The organism is Micromonospora krabiensis (assembly GCF_900091425.1).
Taxonomy (GTDB): domain Bacteria; phylum Actinomycetota; class Actinomycetes; order Mycobacteriales; family Micromonosporaceae; genus Micromonospora; species Micromonospora krabiensis.
In genome coordinates, this window is sequence record NZ_LT598496.1 from 528,937 (window position 1) to 545,253 (window position 16,317).

At 69.5% G+C, this 16,317-nt stretch carries 21 protein-coding genes; 10 read left to right on the forward strand and 11 right to left on the reverse strand.

Annotated elements, in window-relative coordinates:
* Positions 1–223 precede the first annotated feature (223 nt).
* Together GA0070620_RS02430 and GA0070620_RS02435 are read right to left on the reverse strand one after the other, a co-directional pair.
* Positions 224–1,432 (reverse strand): helix-turn-helix domain-containing protein, encoded by a 1,209-nt coding sequence (locus GA0070620_RS02430; RefSeq protein ID WP_091588110.1) that lies wholly within the window; start codon positions 1,430–1,432, stop codon positions 224–226.
* Between the two features lie 95 nt (positions 1,433–1,527).
* On the reverse strand, positions 1,528–1,872 hold the full coding sequence (locus GA0070620_RS02435) for a winged helix-turn-helix transcriptional regulator (RefSeq protein WP_091588112.1): 345 nt from the start codon (positions 1,870–1,872) through the stop codon (positions 1,528–1,530).
* 130 nt (positions 1,873–2,002) lie between these two features.
* Here GA0070620_RS02435 and GA0070620_RS02440 point away from each other — a divergent pair, with 130 nt between their 5' ends.
* Positions 2,003–2,851 carry a pirin family protein gene (locus GA0070620_RS02440; RefSeq protein WP_197677526.1) on the forward strand — a complete coding sequence of 283 codons (849 nt, stop codon included), beginning with the start codon at positions 2,003–2,005 and terminating at the stop codon, positions 2,849–2,851.
* 126 nt (positions 2,852–2,977) lie between these two features.
* Complete coding sequence (locus GA0070620_RS02445) at positions 2,978–3,397, forward strand: VOC family protein (protein ID WP_091597845.1); 420 nt, start codon at positions 2,978–2,980, stop codon at positions 3,395–3,397.
* Positions 3,398–3,445: 48 nt separating this feature from the next.
* Here the strand turns inward: GA0070620_RS02445 and GA0070620_RS02450 are convergent, their stop codons facing one another.
* The 4 genes from GA0070620_RS02450 to GA0070620_RS02465 all read right to left on the reverse strand — a co-directional run bounded on the left by GA0070620_RS02450 (position 3,446) and on the right by GA0070620_RS02465 (position 6,620).
* Complete coding sequence (locus tag GA0070620_RS02450; protein ID WP_091588117.1) at positions 3,446–4,105, reverse strand: dihydrofolate reductase family protein; 660 nt, start codon at positions 4,103–4,105, stop codon at positions 3,446–3,448.
* A gap of 57 nt (positions 4,106–4,162) precedes the next feature.
* Complete coding sequence (locus tag GA0070620_RS02455; RefSeq protein WP_091588119.1) at positions 4,163–4,846, reverse strand: helix-turn-helix transcriptional regulator; 684 nt, start codon at positions 4,844–4,846, stop codon at positions 4,163–4,165.
* Between the two features lie 120 nt (positions 4,847–4,966).
* Entirely contained in the window at positions 4,967–6,211 is a 1,245-nt protein-coding gene (locus GA0070620_RS02460; RefSeq protein ID WP_091588122.1) for an RNA polymerase sigma factor, read from the reverse strand.
* Positions 6,212–6,242: 31 nt separating this feature from the next.
* The gene (locus GA0070620_RS02465) at positions 6,243–6,620 is read right to left on the reverse strand and encodes a YciI family protein (protein ID WP_091588124.1); all 378 of its coding nucleotides are present in this window, start codon (positions 6,618–6,620) and stop codon (positions 6,243–6,245) included.
* Between the two features lie 218 nt (positions 6,621–6,838).
* Between GA0070620_RS02465 and GA0070620_RS02470 the strand changes: the two genes are divergently transcribed.
* The 3 genes from GA0070620_RS02470 to GA0070620_RS02480 all read left to right on the forward strand — a co-directional run bounded on the left by GA0070620_RS02470 (position 6,839) and on the right by GA0070620_RS02480 (position 8,280).
* On the forward strand, positions 6,839–7,201 hold the full coding sequence (locus GA0070620_RS02470; protein WP_091588126.1) for a metalloregulator ArsR/SmtB family transcription factor: 363 nt from the start codon (positions 6,839–6,841) through the stop codon (positions 7,199–7,201).
* Positions 7,198–7,707: an SRPBCC family protein gene (locus GA0070620_RS02475; protein WP_091588129.1), complete on the forward strand. Its 510-nt coding sequence runs from the start codon at positions 7,198–7,200 to the stop codon at positions 7,705–7,707. The genes GA0070620_RS02470 and GA0070620_RS02475 overlap by 4 nt, the downstream gene beginning before the upstream one ends.
* A 75-nt stretch (positions 7,708–7,782) precedes the next feature.
* Positions 7,783–8,280, forward strand: a complete 498-nt coding sequence (locus GA0070620_RS02480) for a DinB family protein (protein ID WP_091588132.1) — start codon at positions 7,783–7,785, stop codon at positions 8,278–8,280.
* Positions 8,281–8,301: 21 nt separating this feature from the next.
* On the opposite strand, the gene GA0070620_RS02485 is transcribed toward GA0070620_RS02480, so the two are convergent.
* The 4 genes from GA0070620_RS02485 to GA0070620_RS02500 all read right to left on the reverse strand — a co-directional run bounded on the left by GA0070620_RS02485 (position 8,302) and on the right by GA0070620_RS02500 (position 11,810).
* Entirely contained in the window at positions 8,302–9,234 is a 933-nt protein-coding gene (locus GA0070620_RS02485) for an RNA polymerase sigma-70 factor (protein WP_091588134.1), read from the reverse strand.
* Positions 9,235–9,277: 43 nt separating this feature from the next.
* Positions 9,278–9,628 carry a DoxX family protein gene (locus GA0070620_RS02490; RefSeq protein WP_091597847.1) on the reverse strand — a complete coding sequence of 117 codons (351 nt, stop codon included), beginning with the start codon at positions 9,626–9,628 and terminating at the stop codon, positions 9,278–9,280.
* A 194-nt stretch (positions 9,629–9,822) separates the two neighbouring features.
* On the reverse strand, positions 9,823–11,145 hold the full coding sequence (locus GA0070620_RS02495; RefSeq protein WP_091587524.1) for an IS701 family transposase: 1,323 nt from the start codon (positions 11,143–11,145) through the stop codon (positions 9,823–9,825).
* Between the two features lie 101 nt (positions 11,146–11,246).
* Positions 11,247–11,810: a dihydrofolate reductase family protein gene (locus GA0070620_RS02500; RefSeq protein WP_091588137.1), complete on the reverse strand. Its 564-nt coding sequence runs from the start codon at positions 11,808–11,810 to the stop codon at positions 11,247–11,249.
* A gap of 302 nt (positions 11,811–12,112) precedes the next feature.
* Here GA0070620_RS02500 and GA0070620_RS02505 point away from each other — a divergent pair, with 302 nt between their 5' ends.
* Positions 12,113–12,604 (forward strand): hemerythrin domain-containing protein, encoded by a 492-nt coding sequence (locus GA0070620_RS02505; RefSeq protein WP_091588139.1) that lies wholly within the window; start codon positions 12,113–12,115, stop codon positions 12,602–12,604.
* A 40-nt stretch (positions 12,605–12,644) separates the two neighbouring features.
* On the opposite strand, the gene GA0070620_RS02510 is transcribed toward GA0070620_RS02505, so the two are convergent.
* Positions 12,645–13,157, reverse strand: a complete 513-nt coding sequence (locus GA0070620_RS02510) for a polyketide cyclase (RefSeq protein ID WP_091588141.1) — start codon at positions 13,155–13,157, stop codon at positions 12,645–12,647.
* 114 nt (positions 13,158–13,271) lie between these two features.
* On the opposite strand from GA0070620_RS02510, the gene GA0070620_RS02515 reads away from it, so the two are divergent.
* The 4 genes from GA0070620_RS02515 (at position 13,272) to GA0070620_RS02530 (ending at position 16,168) form a co-directional block, all read left to right on the forward strand.
* On the forward strand, positions 13,272–13,484 hold the full coding sequence (locus GA0070620_RS02515) for a DUF1737 domain-containing protein (RefSeq protein WP_091588144.1): 213 nt from the start codon (positions 13,272–13,274) through the stop codon (positions 13,482–13,484).
* 130 nt (positions 13,485–13,614) lie between these two features.
* Complete coding sequence (locus tag GA0070620_RS02520; protein WP_197677528.1) at positions 13,615–14,106, forward strand: DinB family protein; 492 nt, start codon at positions 13,615–13,617, stop codon at positions 14,104–14,106.
* A 138-nt stretch (positions 14,107–14,244) separates the two neighbouring features.
* Complete coding sequence (locus GA0070620_RS02525; protein WP_091588146.1) at positions 14,245–14,691, forward strand: GNAT family N-acetyltransferase; 447 nt, start codon at positions 14,245–14,247, stop codon at positions 14,689–14,691.
* A 292-nt stretch (positions 14,692–14,983) separates the two neighbouring features.
* Positions 14,984–16,168 carry a low temperature requirement protein A gene (locus tag GA0070620_RS02530; protein ID WP_157741508.1) on the forward strand — a complete coding sequence of 395 codons (1,185 nt, stop codon included), beginning with the start codon at positions 14,984–14,986 and terminating at the stop codon, positions 16,166–16,168.
* The last annotated feature ends 149 nt before the right edge of the window (positions 16,169–16,317 follow it).

The following is a 16,317-nucleotide window of genomic DNA, read 5'->3' on the forward strand; positions in this document are numbered from 1 at the left end:
TCTGCGACGGACACGCCTCGCCCGTGGAGCCGATTTCATCCAGAGCATCACGAAAACATCACGGCCGCGGCGGCGGGCGGGCACGCGCAGGCCATCGAGGACGAACTCACCGAGGAGGAGCGGGCGTTGCTCGCCCGGAGCGCCGGCCTGTTGGAGCGGTTGGCCGCACGCTAGCCCTCGGGGCAGTGGGCTCCCGGCCCCCTGTCGACGCGGCCGATCGAGGTCAGGCCGTGACCTGGAGGCGCTCCGCCAGGCCGCGGAGTTCCGTGCCGCCGGCGCGGCGGCTCGAGCGGTCCAGCAGCGCGCGGGTGGTCTCCCGGGCCAGGGCCGAGGTGTGTACGTGCTGCGGCGCCAGCCGCTCCGCGGTGAGCAGGAAGCGGATGGCCTCGCGGTCCCGGTTCCGCAGCCGGGTCAGGGCGCGCGCGGTGTCGGCGTAGTAGAACACCTGCCGGAAACCGACCGGGATGGCCGTCGGGTTCGTCACGCGGGCGATCTCCGCGGCCCGGCCCGGATCGCCGCCGTCCGCCTCGATGCCGATCTGCCAGATGGCGACGTTGGTCGGCCCGAAGTACAGGCCCATCGTGGAGGTCTCGCCGGTGTGCCCGGCCAGCTCCGCGGCCTCGGCCGACCACGCCCGGCTGTCGTCGAGGCGTCCGCGCCCGCGGCTGGCCATCGCGCAGACCAGCAGCAGTGCGCCGAGCACCTCGGAGACGCCCGCCTCGTGGGTGTGTCCGCGCAACTCGTCGACCGCGCGTTCGGCCAGGGTGAGGCCCCGCTGGTAGGAGCCGCAGCTCGCAGCCGCACAGGCACGCGCGTAGGCGGCGTATCCCCGAAGCGTCAGGTCGTCGGTGGCCTCGGCCGCGTCCCGGCAGCGCTCGGCGCCGAGCCACGCGTCGGCGGGGCGGCCGAGGTTGCGCAACACCGACGAGGCGATGAACGTGACGTCGCAGAGCAACCGGAGAGCGACGGCGCGGTCGGGGCCGGCGGTCTCCGCGTGCAGACCACGCAGCAGGCGCGGCAGGAGGCGGGCGGCGCCGGCGTAGTCGCACGCCTGCCGCAGCGTGTCGACCAGGGTTGCCGTCCGAGCCAACTCGGGGAGCGGGGTCGAGGGCTCGGTGCCCGGCTCGGAAAGGTCGACGTCGACCAGGGCCTGCCGGATGGCGTACACGTCGGCGTGCGCGGCCACGACATCCCGATCAGCCGCCGGTACCGGTACGCCGGTCAGCTCGGCCGGCGCGCAGTCCAGCGCCGCCGCGATGTCGGCGAGCGTGAAGCGGTTGTCGGCTGCCTGCCTGCCCCTCTCGATCCGGCTCCAGGTGGCGTGCGAGACGCCGGCCCGGCTGGCGGCGTACCGGATGCTCCAGCCGCGGAGCTGGCGACGCGCCCGGATGCGCTCCCCGATGCCGGGCTCGCCGCTCGGTCGTGGCGTCATTCCGGGACGCTAACCCGCTTCCCCCGCCGGTGCGGTACATCCGCGTACCACCGGTGGCGGCGCGCCGGCCGCCGGTCGGGCGGGGCCCTCTCCGGTCAGGTCTTGTCGCGGGGGAGGTGTCGCTCACCCCACTGTGACAGGGGCTGAAGGGCGGCGATCAGCTCTTCGGCGCCGGGCGTGAGGGCGTACGTGATGTGAACCGGCGTGCTGGGAATCACCGTGCGTTCGATGAGCCCGCGCGCCTGTAGGTCCTTGAGTCGCAGCGTGAGCTGCGGATCCGAGATGCCCGGCACCATGGCCCGGTATTCCTTGAACCGACGGGCGCCACGGGCCGCGGCGAGCAGGATTGGCCCGGTCCAGCGGACCCCGATGATGTCGACCGCTCGCAGGATGCGCAGGCAGCTCTCCTCGTCGGGAGGGGTGCCGGGTGGCTTCTTCACTTATCAAGAGTAAGTAACTTGGGTGGTCTTTGCCAACCCGGATCGGTCGGCGGGACGCTTTGTCCGACCGACGAGAGGGGAACGCATCATGGCCGCGCAGGACGCACCAGCGACGCGGAGGGTGGATCGGGTGCTCGACAAGGTGCACATCGGTCCGACCGCCACCTCCGATCACAGTGCGCTGATCATCGCGCCGGGCCGCGACGCCTGGACCGATCCGTTCCTGCTGATGGGGGAGGAGCTGGTCAACCAGCCGGGATTCGAGTGGCACCCGCACCGCGGGCTGGAGACCGTGACCCTGATCCTCGACGGGGCGTTGGAGCACGGCGACAGCCTGGGCAACGCCGGTGTGCTCGGGCCGGGGGACGTGCAGTGGATGACCGCGGGGCGGGGCATCATCCACCGCGAGGTCGCCGCCCGCTCGGAGCGGGCTCACATCCTCCAGCTGTGGGTCAACCTGCCGGCGAGTCAGAAGTTCGTCCCCACCCGCTACCAGGACCTGCGCGCCGGCGAGCACGCCATGCACACCGAGCCCGGTGTGCTGGTCCAGCTGATCTCCGGGGAGTCCGGGTCGGCGTGCGGGCCGGCGGTCAACCACTGGCCGATCCTGGGCATGCTGATCACGCTCGACCCGAGGACCGCCTACCCGCAGGTGCTCGACGGGGACCAGCGCGCCTTCGCGTACGTGGTCTCGGGCCGGCTGACGATCGCCGGCCGGACCGTGCACGCCGGGCAGACCGCCTGGTCCGATCCGGTGTCCCGGCAGGGTGACCCGACCACGCTGACCCTGGCCACCGGTGACGGTGACGAGCAGACCAGGGTGATGCTGTTCGCCGGGCGGCCCATCGGCGAGTCCGTCTACGCCAGCGGCCCCTTCGTCATGAACAACCGCGCCGAGATCGAGCAGGCGTACCGCGACTTCCACTCCGGCAAGTTCGGCCGAATCCCCCGGCACACCCGACTGCCCGCTGGCGCGTGATCGGCCGACGGCGGGTCCGATGCGGGAGCGGCCCGATGTCGCCGGCAGTCGACATCGGGCCGGCGACCCGTTTAGATCCGGTCATACCGGGCATGCCGCCGCCCTTGGAACGACACGGGGGTGCTCATGGCCTTGGTAAACCCGGCTCCCGACTACTTCGAGCCTGCCGACGGGATGTTCCTCGCGACCCTACTGATCGTGCGGGACGTGGCTCGCTCCCGCGAGTACTACGAGCGGGTCTTCGGCGCCGAGTGCGTCCACGAGAGCAATCCGCTGATCATGAAGTTCTTCAACAGCTACATCATCATCAACGACGAGGGAGGTCCGACGGACGACAAGCCGATGGTGCAGGCCAGGGCTCCCCAGGACCCCAACGTATTGAGCTGCGCGATGAACGTCCGGGTGCGGGACATCCGCAAGCTCTATGCGGAGTGGAAAGCCAGGGGTGCGGACTTCATCACCGAGCCGAAGGACCACGGCACCGAGATCCGCTGCTACCTGCGCGACCCCGACGGCTATCTGGTGGAGGTCGGGCAGGGGCTCTGACGACCCGTAGGGTACGGGCCTGAGTTCGGGCTCAGCCGGGCATCGATGTCAGTCCAGGACCGTCGTCGAGCGCCCCCCTTCCACGGCGTACGCGCCCGCAGAGATCACACCGAGGTTCGTGGGGGTCAGGGTCAGCGAGATGACGCCGCCGGGCAGCACGCGCGTGCCCGCTTCGGAGATCGCGAATGTCGAGGGCGTCGATCCGTCCGGGAACAGGCGCTTCCCGGTTCCCACGACGACCGGGTACTGGAGCAGCCGGTAGAGGTCGACAAGTCCGGCCTCGTGCAGCATCTGCACGAGCCTCCAACTGCCGTGCACCTGGAGTTCCTTGCCGGGTAGCTCCTTGAGCCGGCGCACGCGGTCGACGATGTCGGCCCGGAGGACCGTCGTCGGGCTCCAGTCGGCCGCCTTGTCCGTGAGCGTCCTGCTGACGACAAACTTCGGCAAGCTGTTCAGCTTGGTGGCGATCAGGTCGTTAGCTGTCGTGACCTTCGGCCAGTACCCGCCGAGCAGGCCGTAGCTCGTGCGACCGAAGAGGAAGGCGTCCGCCTCACGGAACCAGCCCTCGACGACCTCGTTGGTCTCCGCGGAGGCATGCGGGACGAGCCACCCGCCGCGCTCGAAGCCGCCTGAGCGGTCCTCGTCAGGAGAGCCTGGTCCTTGCATGACTCCGTCGAGACTGACGAAGACGTTGACGCTGAGCAGCACGGTTTTCCTCCGAGTTCCGGATCGGGACCAGCCGCCGGGATGACCGGCAGACGGAGGCTAACTACCGGGCGACGGACAGTTCTTGTACAAGAACGACACCTTGGCGTCGTCCTCCGCCTGCAGCCCCCGGGCGGTGCGTCCGACGTATCGTCGCAGCGCATGTGCGAGGTGAGCCTGGTCGAAGTACCCCAGCGCCTCGACCACCCTGTGCCAGTCGTGGCCGTCGCGCAGCATCGTGGCCGCGGCGTTGACGCGGTCGATCTGCGTGACGGCGGTTCGCGAGAGGCCGGTGATCGCCCGGTATCGCCGTTGACGGGTGCGTGGGGACAGCTGCCGCTGCGGCTGCTCGGCGGAGTGCTCCTCGACCACCAGACGTGATCGCACCAGCAGTCCCGCGTCCCGCAGGCGCCTGATGAACTGCTCGGCGTTCTCATAGGTCGGCGCTTCCCAGTCCTCACCGCCGATGATGACCCGACCCGAGTCCGTCACCGGGAAGGGTACGTACCCGTTGACGATCGACGCCGCGGGATGCGGACGAAGTACGGTGCCGAGAGTGAGCCGGATTCCGAGGAACTCGGCGTCCGGCGGGACCGCCGCAGTGGTCGCCCTGGTCTCCGGCCCGCGCAGACTGGCGAGTAGCTGCCCCTGCATCCGCGTGAATATCAGCTGGCAGCACGTGCGCGCCGCGGATGTCATCGTGTCCTCGGAGTCACTGCGAGTGCGCCACACACGGTTGACCATGTTCGCGTCTGTATCGGTGTCACGATGGTCGAATCGCAAGCGCATGGCCTCCTCGACCGCAACCCGGCGGCGTCGGCTCCCGAGCATAGGGGATCGGGCCGCTCGGGTCCGCTGGCCGTGTCAGTCGCCGAGTTGGTCGCGGCGGCGGGTCAGGTAGGCCCGCTCCGCGGGGTTGCCGCCGAGATCGATGGCCCGGTCGTACGCGGCCCGCGACTCGCCGCTGCGTCGCAGTCGCCGCAGCAGGTCGGCGCGCGCGACGTGGAACGCGTGGTAGCCGTCGAGGACGTCGGCGAGCCGGTCGACCTCGGCGAGCCCGACCGCGGGGCCGTCGACCTCGGCGATCGCAACCGCTCGGTTGAGTCGCACGATCGGTGACGGGTCGAGCTGCGCCAAGCTGCCGTAGAGGGCCACGATGGTCGACCAGTCGGTGTCCCGGGCGGATGGGGCATTCGTGTGGACCATGCTGATCGCGGCCTGCAACTGGTAGCGCCCGGGCGGGTCGCCGCCGGTCGCCACCGCCTCGATCCGTTCGCGAACGAGGGCGTTGCCCTCGGCGATGAGGGTGGGGTCCCAGGCGCCGCGGTCCTGCTCGTCGAGGGTCACCAGTTCGCCGGTGCGGGACACCCGCGCCGACCGCCGGGCGTCGGTGAGGAGCATCAGCGCGAGCAGGCCGGCCACCTCGCCGTTGTCGGGGAAGAGGGCGCGGAGCAGCCGACCGAGGCGGATCGCCTCGGTGGTGAGGTCACGGCGCACCGGGTCGTCCCCCTCACTGGCGAGATAGCCCTCGTTGAAGACGAGGTAGACGACCGCGAGCACCCCGGCGAGCCGCTCGCGGATGTCGTCGGCCGAGGGCACCCGGTAGGGGATGCGGGCCGCCTTGATCTTCGCCTTGGCCCGGGTGATCCGTCGCGCCATCGTCGTCTCCTGCACGAGGAAGGCGTGCGCGATCTCGGCGACGGTGAGACCGCCCAGCAGGCGCAGGGTGAGCGCCACCCGCGCCTCCATCGCCAGCGCCGGGTGGCAGCAGGTGAAGAGCAGCCGGAGCCGGTCGTCCTCGACCGGGCCGGTCGGCCGTGGCGGCGAGTCGTCGTACACGATCAGGGCGGCCCGGTGCTTGGCGTCGCGGTGCGACTCGCGACGGAGCTGATCGATCGCCTTGCGGGTCGCGGTGGTGGCGAGCCAACCGCCGGGATTGGGTGGTACGCCCTCGCGCGGCCATCGCTCCGCGGCCGCCGCGAACGCCTCGGCCGCCGCGTCCTCGGCGACGTCGAGGTCGCCGAAACGGCGTGCGAGGCCGGCCACCACCCGCGCCCACTCCTCGTGGTGGGCGCGGGTGATCGCCTGCTCGACGGTGGGGTCGGTCACGGCACCAGCAGGTGGCGGCCGTCGGTGACGGTCACCTTGCCGCCCCGTGACGCCGGGCCTCCCCGGGACCCCGAAACCGGTGCACCTCCTGCGGCCAGTCGAGCGCGGTCGCGAGCCGGCCGGCCCAGTATCGCGCCGCGTCGTCGTCGGGCACCTCCACGACGGCGAAGCCGCCGAGGTGCTCCTTGGTCTCGACGTACGGGCCGTCGGTGAAGACGGGCTTGCCGTCAACCAACTCGACACTGCACAACGCGGTGGACCGGTCGAGCGCGCCGTTGCTGAAGATCAGGACGTCCGCGGCCTGCATCTCCTCCATCACCGCGCGGCTGGCGACGCCCTTCGCGCGTATCTCCTCCGCCGTGTGCGGGGGCACCCACTCGTCGTTGAAGGTGATCAGATACTCCGGCATGGTCGTCTCCTCTCGGTCCTCCGACGAGGACCGTTCCCGATTCTTGGCGTGCAGCGGCCAGGCCGGCCGCCGCGCACAAGGTCTACGAGCGGCCGCGCTCCGATACGACACCATCCCGAAATTCTCTTTTCAAGGCAGTCCGCCGGCATGACCGAGCAGCGGCGGCCCTGTCGGCCCTGGCCTTGCCGGACGCGTAACACAGTGGTTACGCTTCTGGGGTGGACGAGGTGGCGGCGGCGATAGCCGACCCGGTGCGGCGGGACATCCTGGTGATGCTGCTCGATCAGCGGCTCCCCGCGGGGGAGATCGCCGACCGGTTCACCATCAGTCGGCCTGCCGTCAGCCGGCATCTGCGGGTGCTCCGGGAGAGCGGCCTGGTCCGCGCCACGCTCGTCGGCCGCCAACGCCTCTACGAGCTGGACGCCTCGCGGTTCGCCGCTCTGGTCGAGTGGCTCGACCAGTTCGCGCGGGACGTCAGTTGGGAGCGTCGCCTCGACGCGCTGGAGACCGAGGTCTACCGCACTCGTCGCGAGCGCCGCCGGCGCGACACGACGGATCAACGACAGGAGAAGACGGCATGACCAATCCGCCCACCGGACGGCTCTTCCCGAACGCTGACGGCCACGATCTCATCCTCAGCCGCACGTTCCGGGCGCCCATCGAGGACGTGTGGGCCAGCGTGACCGAATCCGACCGCACCGCTCGGTGGTTCGGAGCGTGGGTGGGCGATGCCGCCCCCGGGCGGATGATCAAGATGCAGATGGCCTACGAGGATCAGGCGCCGTGGTTCGACGTCCGGATCGACGCCTGCGACCCGCCGCGGCGACTGGCCCTGTCGACGACCGACGAGTCCGGCAACTGGCGGATCGAGCTGCTGCTGTCGCAGACCGATGGTCAGACCGAGCTGCGGCTCGTGCACCACCTCGACAGCACCGACGTGGTCGGCGAGATGGGCCCCGGCTGGGAGTACTACCTGGACATGCTGGTGGCAGCGCGGGCCGACGCGTCCACGCCGAGTTTCGACGACTACTACCCGGTGATGAAGCCCTACTACGACTCGCTGCCCACCGGGACCGACCCGGCGTGACCTCGCAGGGCCGCCAGTGAGCGGAAGCGGGCCTCTGCTCCTGGCTCCGGGCCGACGGTCTGGAATGCTTCGACCATGCCTTCCTACCCGCCCACCTTCGCCGACCAGGTCATCGCGCGGGCACTCGGCGCCCAGTTCGAGGCGTTCCTCGACGAGCACCGCGACGCGCTCAACGCCTGCGTGGACGGGCTGACCGAGGAACAGGCACGTCGGTCGTTGGTCGCCTCCCGGACCACGTTGCTGGGCCTGGTGAAGCATGTGACGTTCGTCGAGAAGGTCTGGTTCGACGAAGCCGTCACGGGCCGGTCGCGCGCCGAGCTGGGCATCCCTGAGCGGTCGGAGGACTCCTTCCTCCTCACTGACGACGACACGATCGCCACGGTGCAACAGGCGCACCGCGAAGCCTGCGAGGCGTCCCGCCGTGCGACGGCATCCCTGGGTCTGGACGACATTCTCCCCGGGCACCGGCGCGGGCCGCTGCCACTGCGGTGGGTGTATCTCCACGTGCTGCGCGAACTCGCCCACCACTGCGGGCACGCGGACATTCTCCGAGAGCAGCTCCTGAACGAGTAGTGCGCACGTACACCCGTCCGCTCAGCGGATGACGTCCTGGCCGGGTTCGACGCGGTGGATCGTGCCGTCGGCGACGGCGTGCAGCTTGTCGGGGGTGGCGACGTTGTGGATGGCGGTGATCCGGCCGTCGTCGCCGAGGTCGAGACTGAGCGTGGCGATCACCCGGCCGGCCCCGCGGAACACGATCGCCGGCCCACCGTTCAGGTCCGCCACCTCGACCGCCATGTCGGCGAGGTCGACGCCCTGGTACGGGCGGGTGCCGATGGCCGCGAACCAGGCCGCCACCCGCGCCGCGCCGGTGACCGGATGCATCGCCTGGCGCACCCTGCCGCCGCCGTCGGTCCACAGGGTCACGTCGGGTGCGAGGAGCTGCATCAGAGCGTTGAGGTCACCACCGGTGGCGGCCGCGAAGAACTGCTCGGTCACGGCCCGCCGCCGTGCGCGGTCGGTGTGGAACCGTGGTCGCCGAGCCCGCACGTGCCCGCGGGCGCGGTGCGCCGCCTGCCGCACGGTGTCCTCCGAGCGGTCGACGGCGTCGCCGATCTCGGCGTAGCTGAAACCGAAGACCTCCTTGAGCACGAACACCGCCCGCTCCAGCGGCGTCAACGACTCCAGCACCACCAGCAGCGCCATCGACACCGACTCCGCCGCGGTCACGTCGTCGGCGGTGTCGCCGTCGGTGAGGATCGGCTCGGGCAGCCATGGACCGACGTACGTCTCCCGACGGGCTCGCGCCGACCGCAGCCGGTCCATCGCCAGGTTCGACACGATCCGCACCAGGTACGCCCTGGGCTCGCTCAGCCGCGACCGGTCGGCCGTCGACCACTTCAGCCAGGCGTCCTGCACCGCATCCTCGGCGTCGGCCGCCGTGCCGAGGATGCGGTACGCCACCGAGAACAGCAGCCGGCGGTGCTCGCCGAACACCTGGTCCGGCTGATCGTCGAAGCTCGTCATGCCATGCACCGGCCCTACGTCGGAGGAGCGTTCACCTGGGCGTTCAGCCAGCGAATCTAGCCAGTGCGAGGGCGGCGACGACCGGCGCCAGGTACAGCAGCGGAAACGGCACGTGCCCGTAGGAACGCGCCCGGAGGACGGTGATGACGGCGCCGGTGAAGTAGAGCACGAGCCCGACGCCGGCGAGCACGCCGATGACGGGCACGACCAGGCCCCCGAGCAGGCCGACCGACCCGGCGGCCTTGGCCGCCCCGAGCCACGGCCACCACGAGCGGGGCACGCCGTATTCGGCGAGGGGCTGGACGACCCACCTGGCACGGATGAAGACGGAGACGGCGGAGAAACCGACCCAGAGCGCGGCGGCGACGGTAACGATCGTGGCGGTGGTCGACATGGTCACGGCGGTCCCCTTCTCGTGTTCACGGACGACCACCGGACGGAACACGGGCAACCGGACGTGAACCGCCGTGACGCACGCCACAGCACGTCGACGCGGGGCCACTGCGGATGGATGGGCGAGCGCCGTAGCGAGGCCGCAGCGCGCGGATCAGCGCGTAACCCTGCTAGTACGGCAGCCGCCGTTCGGGATCATGGCTGGAGTTCGAGGTTGAGGCGTCGGGTGTAGTGGGCTTGTCGGGCTCGGGCTTGATGCTGGCGCCGCCACTGTGACCAGCGCAGACGGTGGGCGAGGTTGCTGAGCGGGTGGATGATGCAGGCGTTGATCAGGCGGCGGACCTCGTTGACCGTGAGCTTGATCAGTCCGGTGTCGGCAGGCTCGTCGTCGGTGGCGTCGGCGGCGCAGATCGCCAGGACGGCGAGGGCGGCCAGGGCGAGGGTGGTGAACCGGTGCCAGGAGTCCCAGCGGCGGACCTGGTGCTGGTCGAGGCCGACCTGACCCTTGGCGGCTTGGAAGCTTTCCTCGACCGTCCACCGGATGCCCGCGACCCGCACGAGTTGGGCCAGGGTGGCCGGTTGTGGGGTCCAGCAGCGGTAGAAGGCCAGCTCACCGGTGGTGGTGTTGCGGCGGATCAGGAGGCTGTGGTTGCCACCGTCGTCGGGGTCGGCGTCGGTGGTGACCTCATCCAGCCAGGCCCAGTCGTAGAAGCGGGGCCCTTTCGACCCGGCTCCCGCGCTGCGGCGCTGCCACGCTGGGGCCGGTAGTTCGGCGGCGATGCGGTCGGCGCGGATCTTGACCTTGCCGCCGTCGAGGGGCACCAGGTGGCTGCGGGACACGGCCAGGACATAGCCCAGCTGGTGTTGGCGCAGGTGGGCGCGGAAGACGCTGCTGTTGCCGTAGGCCTCGTCGGCGGCCGCCCACCCGGCGGGGACGCCGGCGTCGAGGGCCCCGGTGATCATCTCGGCGGCCAGCTCGGACTTCGTGGCGAAGGCGACCCCGTCGGGGACTCCGGCGGCCTGGCAGCGGTCCCGGTCATCGGTCCAGGACACCGGCAGGTAGACCCTGCGGTCGATCAGCGTGTGCCCGTGCCGGCTGGCGTAGCCGCAGAACACCCCTACCTGGGCGTTCTCAATCCTGCCGGCGGTGCCCGTGTACTGGCGTTGCACCCCGACCGTGTGCACGCCCTTCTTCAGGTCTCCGGTCTCGTCAACGACCAGCACCGCGTCCGGGTCACCGAACCGGTCGACGATCACCGTCCGCACGTCGTCGCGGACGGCGTCGGCGTCCCACACCGCCCGATACAACAACCTCTGCATCGCATCCGGCCGGGCGTGTCCGGCCTGCTCCGCCAACTGCCAGCACGTCTTGACCTCGATATCGGCCAGCAGCCCCGTCACAAACGCCGCCGCCGACCGCCGCGGCTCGACCCGCCCGAACCGTCCCGCGAACGCATCGCACACCCCGGCCAGGACCTGCCGCCACCGGGCAGGGTTTACGCTGTGGCACGCGGCCACCGCCAAATCTGAAGTTATGTCCACAGCAGACAGACGATCACGCGGTGGCCGCACCTCGCCTACCGGCCCCACCAGCGACATCTCAAACGGCGGCTGCCGTACTAGTGGCCGAGCGGGCGGTAACGGAGGTGAACGACGCCGTTTCGGAATCGGCGTTCGTCGAGGAGGGCGAAGTCGGTGCGTACGCTGGTCGGCAGCCCCGGCTTGCCGCCTCCGACGGCCGTGGGCCAGACGAACAACTGGCACTCGTCAACCAGTCCGGCCCGCATGGCTTGCGCCGCCAGGTTGGCGCCTCCCACGGTGATGTCACTGCCGGCCGTGGCCTTCAGTTGGTGCACGACGGCGGGGTCGAAACGGCGCTCCAGGCTGGTGTTGGCCGTTGACACCGCGGTGAGAGTCGTGGAGTAGACGACCTTGTTCGCCGCTCGCCACGTGCTCGCGAAGTCAGCCCTGAGGCGGGACTGTGCGGCCTGAGCAGGGTCGGTTTCCCAGACAGCCATCCTTTCGTACAGGCGCCGCCCGTAGAGGAACGTACCGACGGACCGCACGAGATCGGTGGTGAATGTGAATACCTCGTCGTCGGGTGGGAACCAGGCGAAGTCTCCGCTCGCGTCCTCGATATAGCCGTCAAGCGACACATTGGTGACGTAGATCAGCTTGGCCATGCCTCTACCTCCGCGGTTCGTCTCTCGCTCGTTCTACGAACGACTCGGCCCGGATCCGACACCATTTGGAGAGCAAGTTCTCTGGGATCATGTCTGGTCGGCGCACGCCAGCGGTGTCCGCATCTGCCGCGGACCGCGACTGCCGCAGCGTAGACATGGCCGGACATGCCGAGGTGAGGCTGCGCGTCGGCGGCCGGTCGAGCTTGCGACTCCGCCATGCTCATGATCGGATAGTGGCAGCATCGCGTGCCGGTGGCGGACTGCGTCAGGCATGGAGGTGCGGAATCGAAGGGCCGCCATCCGTGGCTTCCCACGACCGCGACCGTGCAGTCGCGTTCAGCCTGCAGCTCGCGCAGGCACATCACGAACTGCGTCGCCAGATCAACGAGCTCCAGGCGGGTCTGGGGCAGCACCGACCGGACGACGACGTACTGGTAACCCATTGCCTGGCGTTCTGCGCCGCGTTGGCGTCGCATCATCAGGGCGAGGACACGGGGATGTTCGCCGAACTACTGCGGGAGCGCCCCGACCTCGCGGGGACCGTCGCCAACCTCGTCGAGGACCACGAGATGATCGCATCGATCCTGTCGCGAGTAACCGAACTCGCTGACCGCGCCGCCAGATCTCATGGTGCGGCGTTGGAAGCGATCGGCCGTGAGCTTGACGGACTCGCGGCGATCATGGAGTCACATTTCCACTATGAGGAACGAACAATCAGCGAGGCGCTCGACGGTGGGATAGCTGACACAGGCTGGTCCGACCTGGTGTTCAGGTTCCGCGATGCCGTGCACTGACATGCCGCGAGGCGCGGGGTCACGCCGACGAGGCCGATGCTCAATCCTTGGCCGTGCCGCCGTGGTGGTGCTCGGCGAGTTGCTTCAGGTTCACGAGCTGACGTCGAGCCATGATCAGGTCGCCGACGGACAGTCCGAGCGCGACCCAGCGGGTGGTCTGCATGACGACCTTGAGCAGCAAGCGGGTGTGGTGCTCCTGAGGCACGAGGACGTAGGACATGAAGGCGCCGATGATGGTGGCCGTCAGCTGTATCCCTGGGTCGACCGAGACGATCCGGCCCAGCTTTCGCCCGCCAGCAGTAGTGAACCGTTCCCCGACTCGCGGCTCGGAGAGGCCTACCAGCTCCCGAGGTGAACGGCGGCCGAGGTTGTCGATCCAGTCATAGGAGTACGGCGCGAGCCTCACCTGTGTCACCCACGGCCACACCACGTCGGCGGGCGCCTCGACGTGCACACCCCGCCACGCCTGCAGGGTGGGTGAGACGACGAAGTCGTCGCACGGATAGCGGCGCGAGATCTCGCTGTCGGTCACGCCCCACCGATCACCGATCATGCATCCATCCTCCACCAACGCCCGGCATCCGAATCTGCCGCTGGTCGCGCACGAGCACGACGGGGCGTGGCGACGACTGTTGGCTCAGGCACGGCCGGGCGGCACAATGCGACAGTGCCAGATCCCGCTGAACCGCTCGGCTACCGGCTCATCACCGGACCCGACGACGCTGAATTCTGCGCCCGCGTCACCGGCCTCCTCGACCAGGGCTACCGGTTATACGGCTCGCCGGCGCTGACCTTCAACGGGGAACGTGTCGTTGCCGCTCAAGCGTTGGTCCTGCCGAGTTCCGCCGGGCCTGAGCCGTCCGAGGACAGCCGCGGATAGCGACGTACGGCTTCTACCCGCCGACCCCGCGTTCGGCGCTGCCCTGTCGAAGCCGACGAGAGTGCCTCAGGTCCAACGGCCAGGTCGCTGGCTCCCGAGAAGTGTCGGTGGCGGCTACTAACCTGCGGGCGTGGTGGAGATCGATGTGGAGAAGGCCGCGCTGTGTGAGTTCCTCGACTATCAGCGTGCCAGTGTCCGGGCCATCCTGGCGGAGCTGGACGAGACCTCGCTGCGAACGCCGGTCCTGCCCTCCGGATGGTCGCCGCTCGGCCTGGTGGAGCATCTCGGATATGCCGAGCGCCACTGGTTCCAGGAAGTGTTTCGCGGTTCGGCAGAGCCGTTGCCCTGGCCCGACGACCGCACACCGCTCGTCACGACGCGATCGCCGTCCCAGGTCTTTGGTTTCTACCGCGACCAGTGCGAGATCTCGGACGCGATCATCGCCGCGGCCCGGTTGACGGCGCCACCGGCCGGCCGACATCCGCACGAGCCGTTGGCGTCGCAGACCACCGACCTGCGACGGATCGTTCTGCACGTCATCGAGGAGACCGCTCGGCACGCCGGTCACCTGGATGTCGTGCGCGAACTCATCGACGGGCGCACCGGGCTGGGACCACGCTGACTGAGCGCAACCGTGCTCGCCGCTGATCGCGCGCCGGGTCAGCCTCCGCTTGCGACGACCACCATGCGCTCGACCATCGCGCGGGTCGGCGGTGCCTCGCCATACGTCGCAACGCTTGACGCGTAGCAAGATAGACCGATGGCGACGATACGACGGTTCGACGACGCCGACGCCCCCGCCGTGGCGGGCCTCATCGAACGCTGCCTGCGTGAGGTCAACAGTCGCGACTATCCGAGCGAGGTCATCGAGCGGATGTGCGACCACTTCACCGAACAACGCCTCAAGGAACTCGCCACCCAACGACAGATGTTCGTGGCGGCGGAGGTCGGGATCGCCGGCACGGTGTCCCGCGACGGCAACAAGGTCTACACCATGTTCGTGCACCCGCGGGCCGCCGGTCGAGGCATAGGACGGCTCCTCATGCGCCACATCGAGGCGCTGGCCGTGATCGACGGCTACGACCACATGGAGACCGGCGCGAGCATCACCGGGCATGGCTTCTATCGTCGGCTCGGCTACGTCGACGTCCGCTCCACCGAGACAGAGTTCGGCTTCAACTACATCCTGCGCCGCAGCCTGCCCTGACGGAAGCGGCCACCATTGCCACGCACGGTGCGACCCCTTGCCGCCGACCGCGCACCGCCGGCCACCCCGCCCGGCCTCCGACGGCAGGTGGCCGCTGCTCGGGCGTGGGACCAGGGGCTGGAGGGAGGAGCCGACGAGCCTTGCCGGCTAGGGCCCTTACGTCCGGTCGGCTTCCGGCAGGTACGCGGTCAGCCGCTCGGCGCACCTTCGTCGGCACGTCTGATTGGTCTACGGCTTGGTCGCTCGTGGCGAATTAGGATCTTCGCGACTTGACCGTCGATATGCTGTCGGAGTGCCGACCTCGCCTCCAGAGAAGGGGGTTATTTGGGAAGAGCTCTTCTTCGACCTGGCTTTCGTGTTCGCGCTCACCCAGTTCTCCCACATGCTGCACGACGACCACAGTTGGGCGGGAATCGGCCGGGTACTGCTCCTGTACGTCACCGTCTATTGGGCCTGGACTGGAACCACGATCTATACCGACCAACGCGATGTCGGCAACGCGTTGGACCGGGCTGGGGTCTTTGCCCTCGGGCTCGGCAGTCTGCTATTGGCCCTGACGGTCCCCGACGCCTTTGATGATCGGGGTCTGCTATTCGTCGGTGCCTACCTGGCGATGCGGGTACTGCTGGCGGCACTGGCCTCGCGCACCCCGGGCGGCTGGCGGTCCCCGGTCTTGCGCACCTACCGGACGGGCCTGGTGGCCGGTCCGCTGCAGCTGGCGGGTGGCCTGCTGCACGGTACGACGCGAATCGTGCTCTGGTCGATGGCGGTGCTCGTCGATGTGGTCGGCACCTCGCTCGGCCGACGGACGCTCGAGGAGGTCCGAGTTCGGTCGCTGCACTACACACACCGCTACGGGCTGCTGATCATCCTCGTGCTCGGCGAGTCGGTAATTCAGGTCGGGATGGTAGCCGTGAAAGAGCCGCTGACCCTCGCCCGGTTGGCCGCCATCTGCCTCTCCTACTCACTGGTCTGCGCACTCTGGTGGACATACTTCATCTACGGTGTCCGAGCCTTCCGGCAAGCAGTGGACCAGAGCGCGCACCAGGCAGACATCCGCCGCTCCGTGATGGTCTACGGGCACCTGCTGTTCAGTTTCGCGATCATCACGGTCGCCGTCGGCCTGTCCGAGGTAGTGACGGAGCCCCTCGAATCGTCTCGGGCCGCCGAGGGGACCGTGCTCTTCGGCGGCGCCGCGCTCTTCCTCGGCACCTTCGCCTACACCCACTGGCGAATCCATCGACAAATCGCGCGACGACGGATCATCGCAAGCGTGCTCTGCCTGGTCCTGATGCCCCTGGCACCCCTGGTGCCGGGCCTGGTCGCCCTGGCGACCCTGTTCGCGGTCGTTGCCGGAGTGAGCGTGCTGGAAGGGATCGTCCTGCACCGCCACCCGCTGAACGGGGAGCGCGCGGCGGGGGGCCAGATACCTGGCGACCCCGGTCACCTGGACGAGGGCCCCGTGGTGCGGGAATGACGCCATCCGACGAGGCGCGCCAGGCAGCGTGCCGTCGCGCCGGTTCGGGTGCCGTCCGGCGTGCCGAGGTGAGGAAAAGGGGCGGCGCTTGCTTTGCTGGGCTGCGTCACCGTCGACGGGATCGCACCACCCGAACCCGAGCGGCGTGC

Excerpts from the sequence above, each read along its gene's own strand:
- GA0070620_RS02490 (WP_091597847.1), bottom strand. The coding sequence starts at position 9,628 with ATGTCGACCACCGCCACGATCGTTACCGTCGCCGCCGCGCTCTGGGTC.
- GA0070620_RS02465 (WP_091588124.1), bottom strand. The coding sequence starts at position 6,620 with ATGCCGGAGTATCTGATCACCTTCAACGACGAGTGGGTGCCCCCGCAC.
- GA0070620_RS02525 (WP_091588146.1), top strand. The coding sequence starts at position 14,245 with ATGGCGACGATACGACGGTTCGACGACGCCGACGCCCCCGCCGTGGCG.
- GA0070620_RS02445 (WP_091597845.1), top strand. The coding sequence starts at position 2,978 with ATGGCCTTGGTAAACCCGGCTCCCGACTACTTCGAGCCTGCCGACGGG.
- GA0070620_RS02455 (WP_091588119.1), bottom strand. The coding sequence starts at position 4,846 with ATGGTCAACCGTGTGTGGCGCACTCGCAGTGACTCCGAGGACACGATG.
- GA0070620_RS02475 (WP_091588129.1), top strand. The coding sequence starts at position 7,198 with ATGACCAATCCGCCCACCGGACGGCTCTTCCCGAACGCTGACGGCCAC.
- GA0070620_RS02510 (WP_091588141.1), bottom strand. The coding sequence starts at position 13,157 with ATGATCGGTGATCGGTGGGGCGTGACCGACAGCGAGATCTCGCGCCGC.
- GA0070620_RS02430 (WP_091588110.1), bottom strand. The coding sequence starts at position 1,432 with ATGACGCCACGACCGAGCGGCGAGCCCGGCATCGGGGAGCGCATCCGG.
- GA0070620_RS02480 (WP_091588132.1), top strand. The coding sequence starts at position 7,783 with ATGCCTTCCTACCCGCCCACCTTCGCCGACCAGGTCATCGCGCGGGCA.
- GA0070620_RS02500 (WP_091588137.1), bottom strand. The coding sequence starts at position 11,810 with ATGGCCAAGCTGATCTACGTCACCAATGTGTCGCTTGACGGCTATATC.
- GA0070620_RS02485 (WP_091588134.1), bottom strand. The coding sequence starts at position 9,234 with ATGACGAGCTTCGACGATCAGCCGGACCAGGTGTTCGGCGAGCACCGC.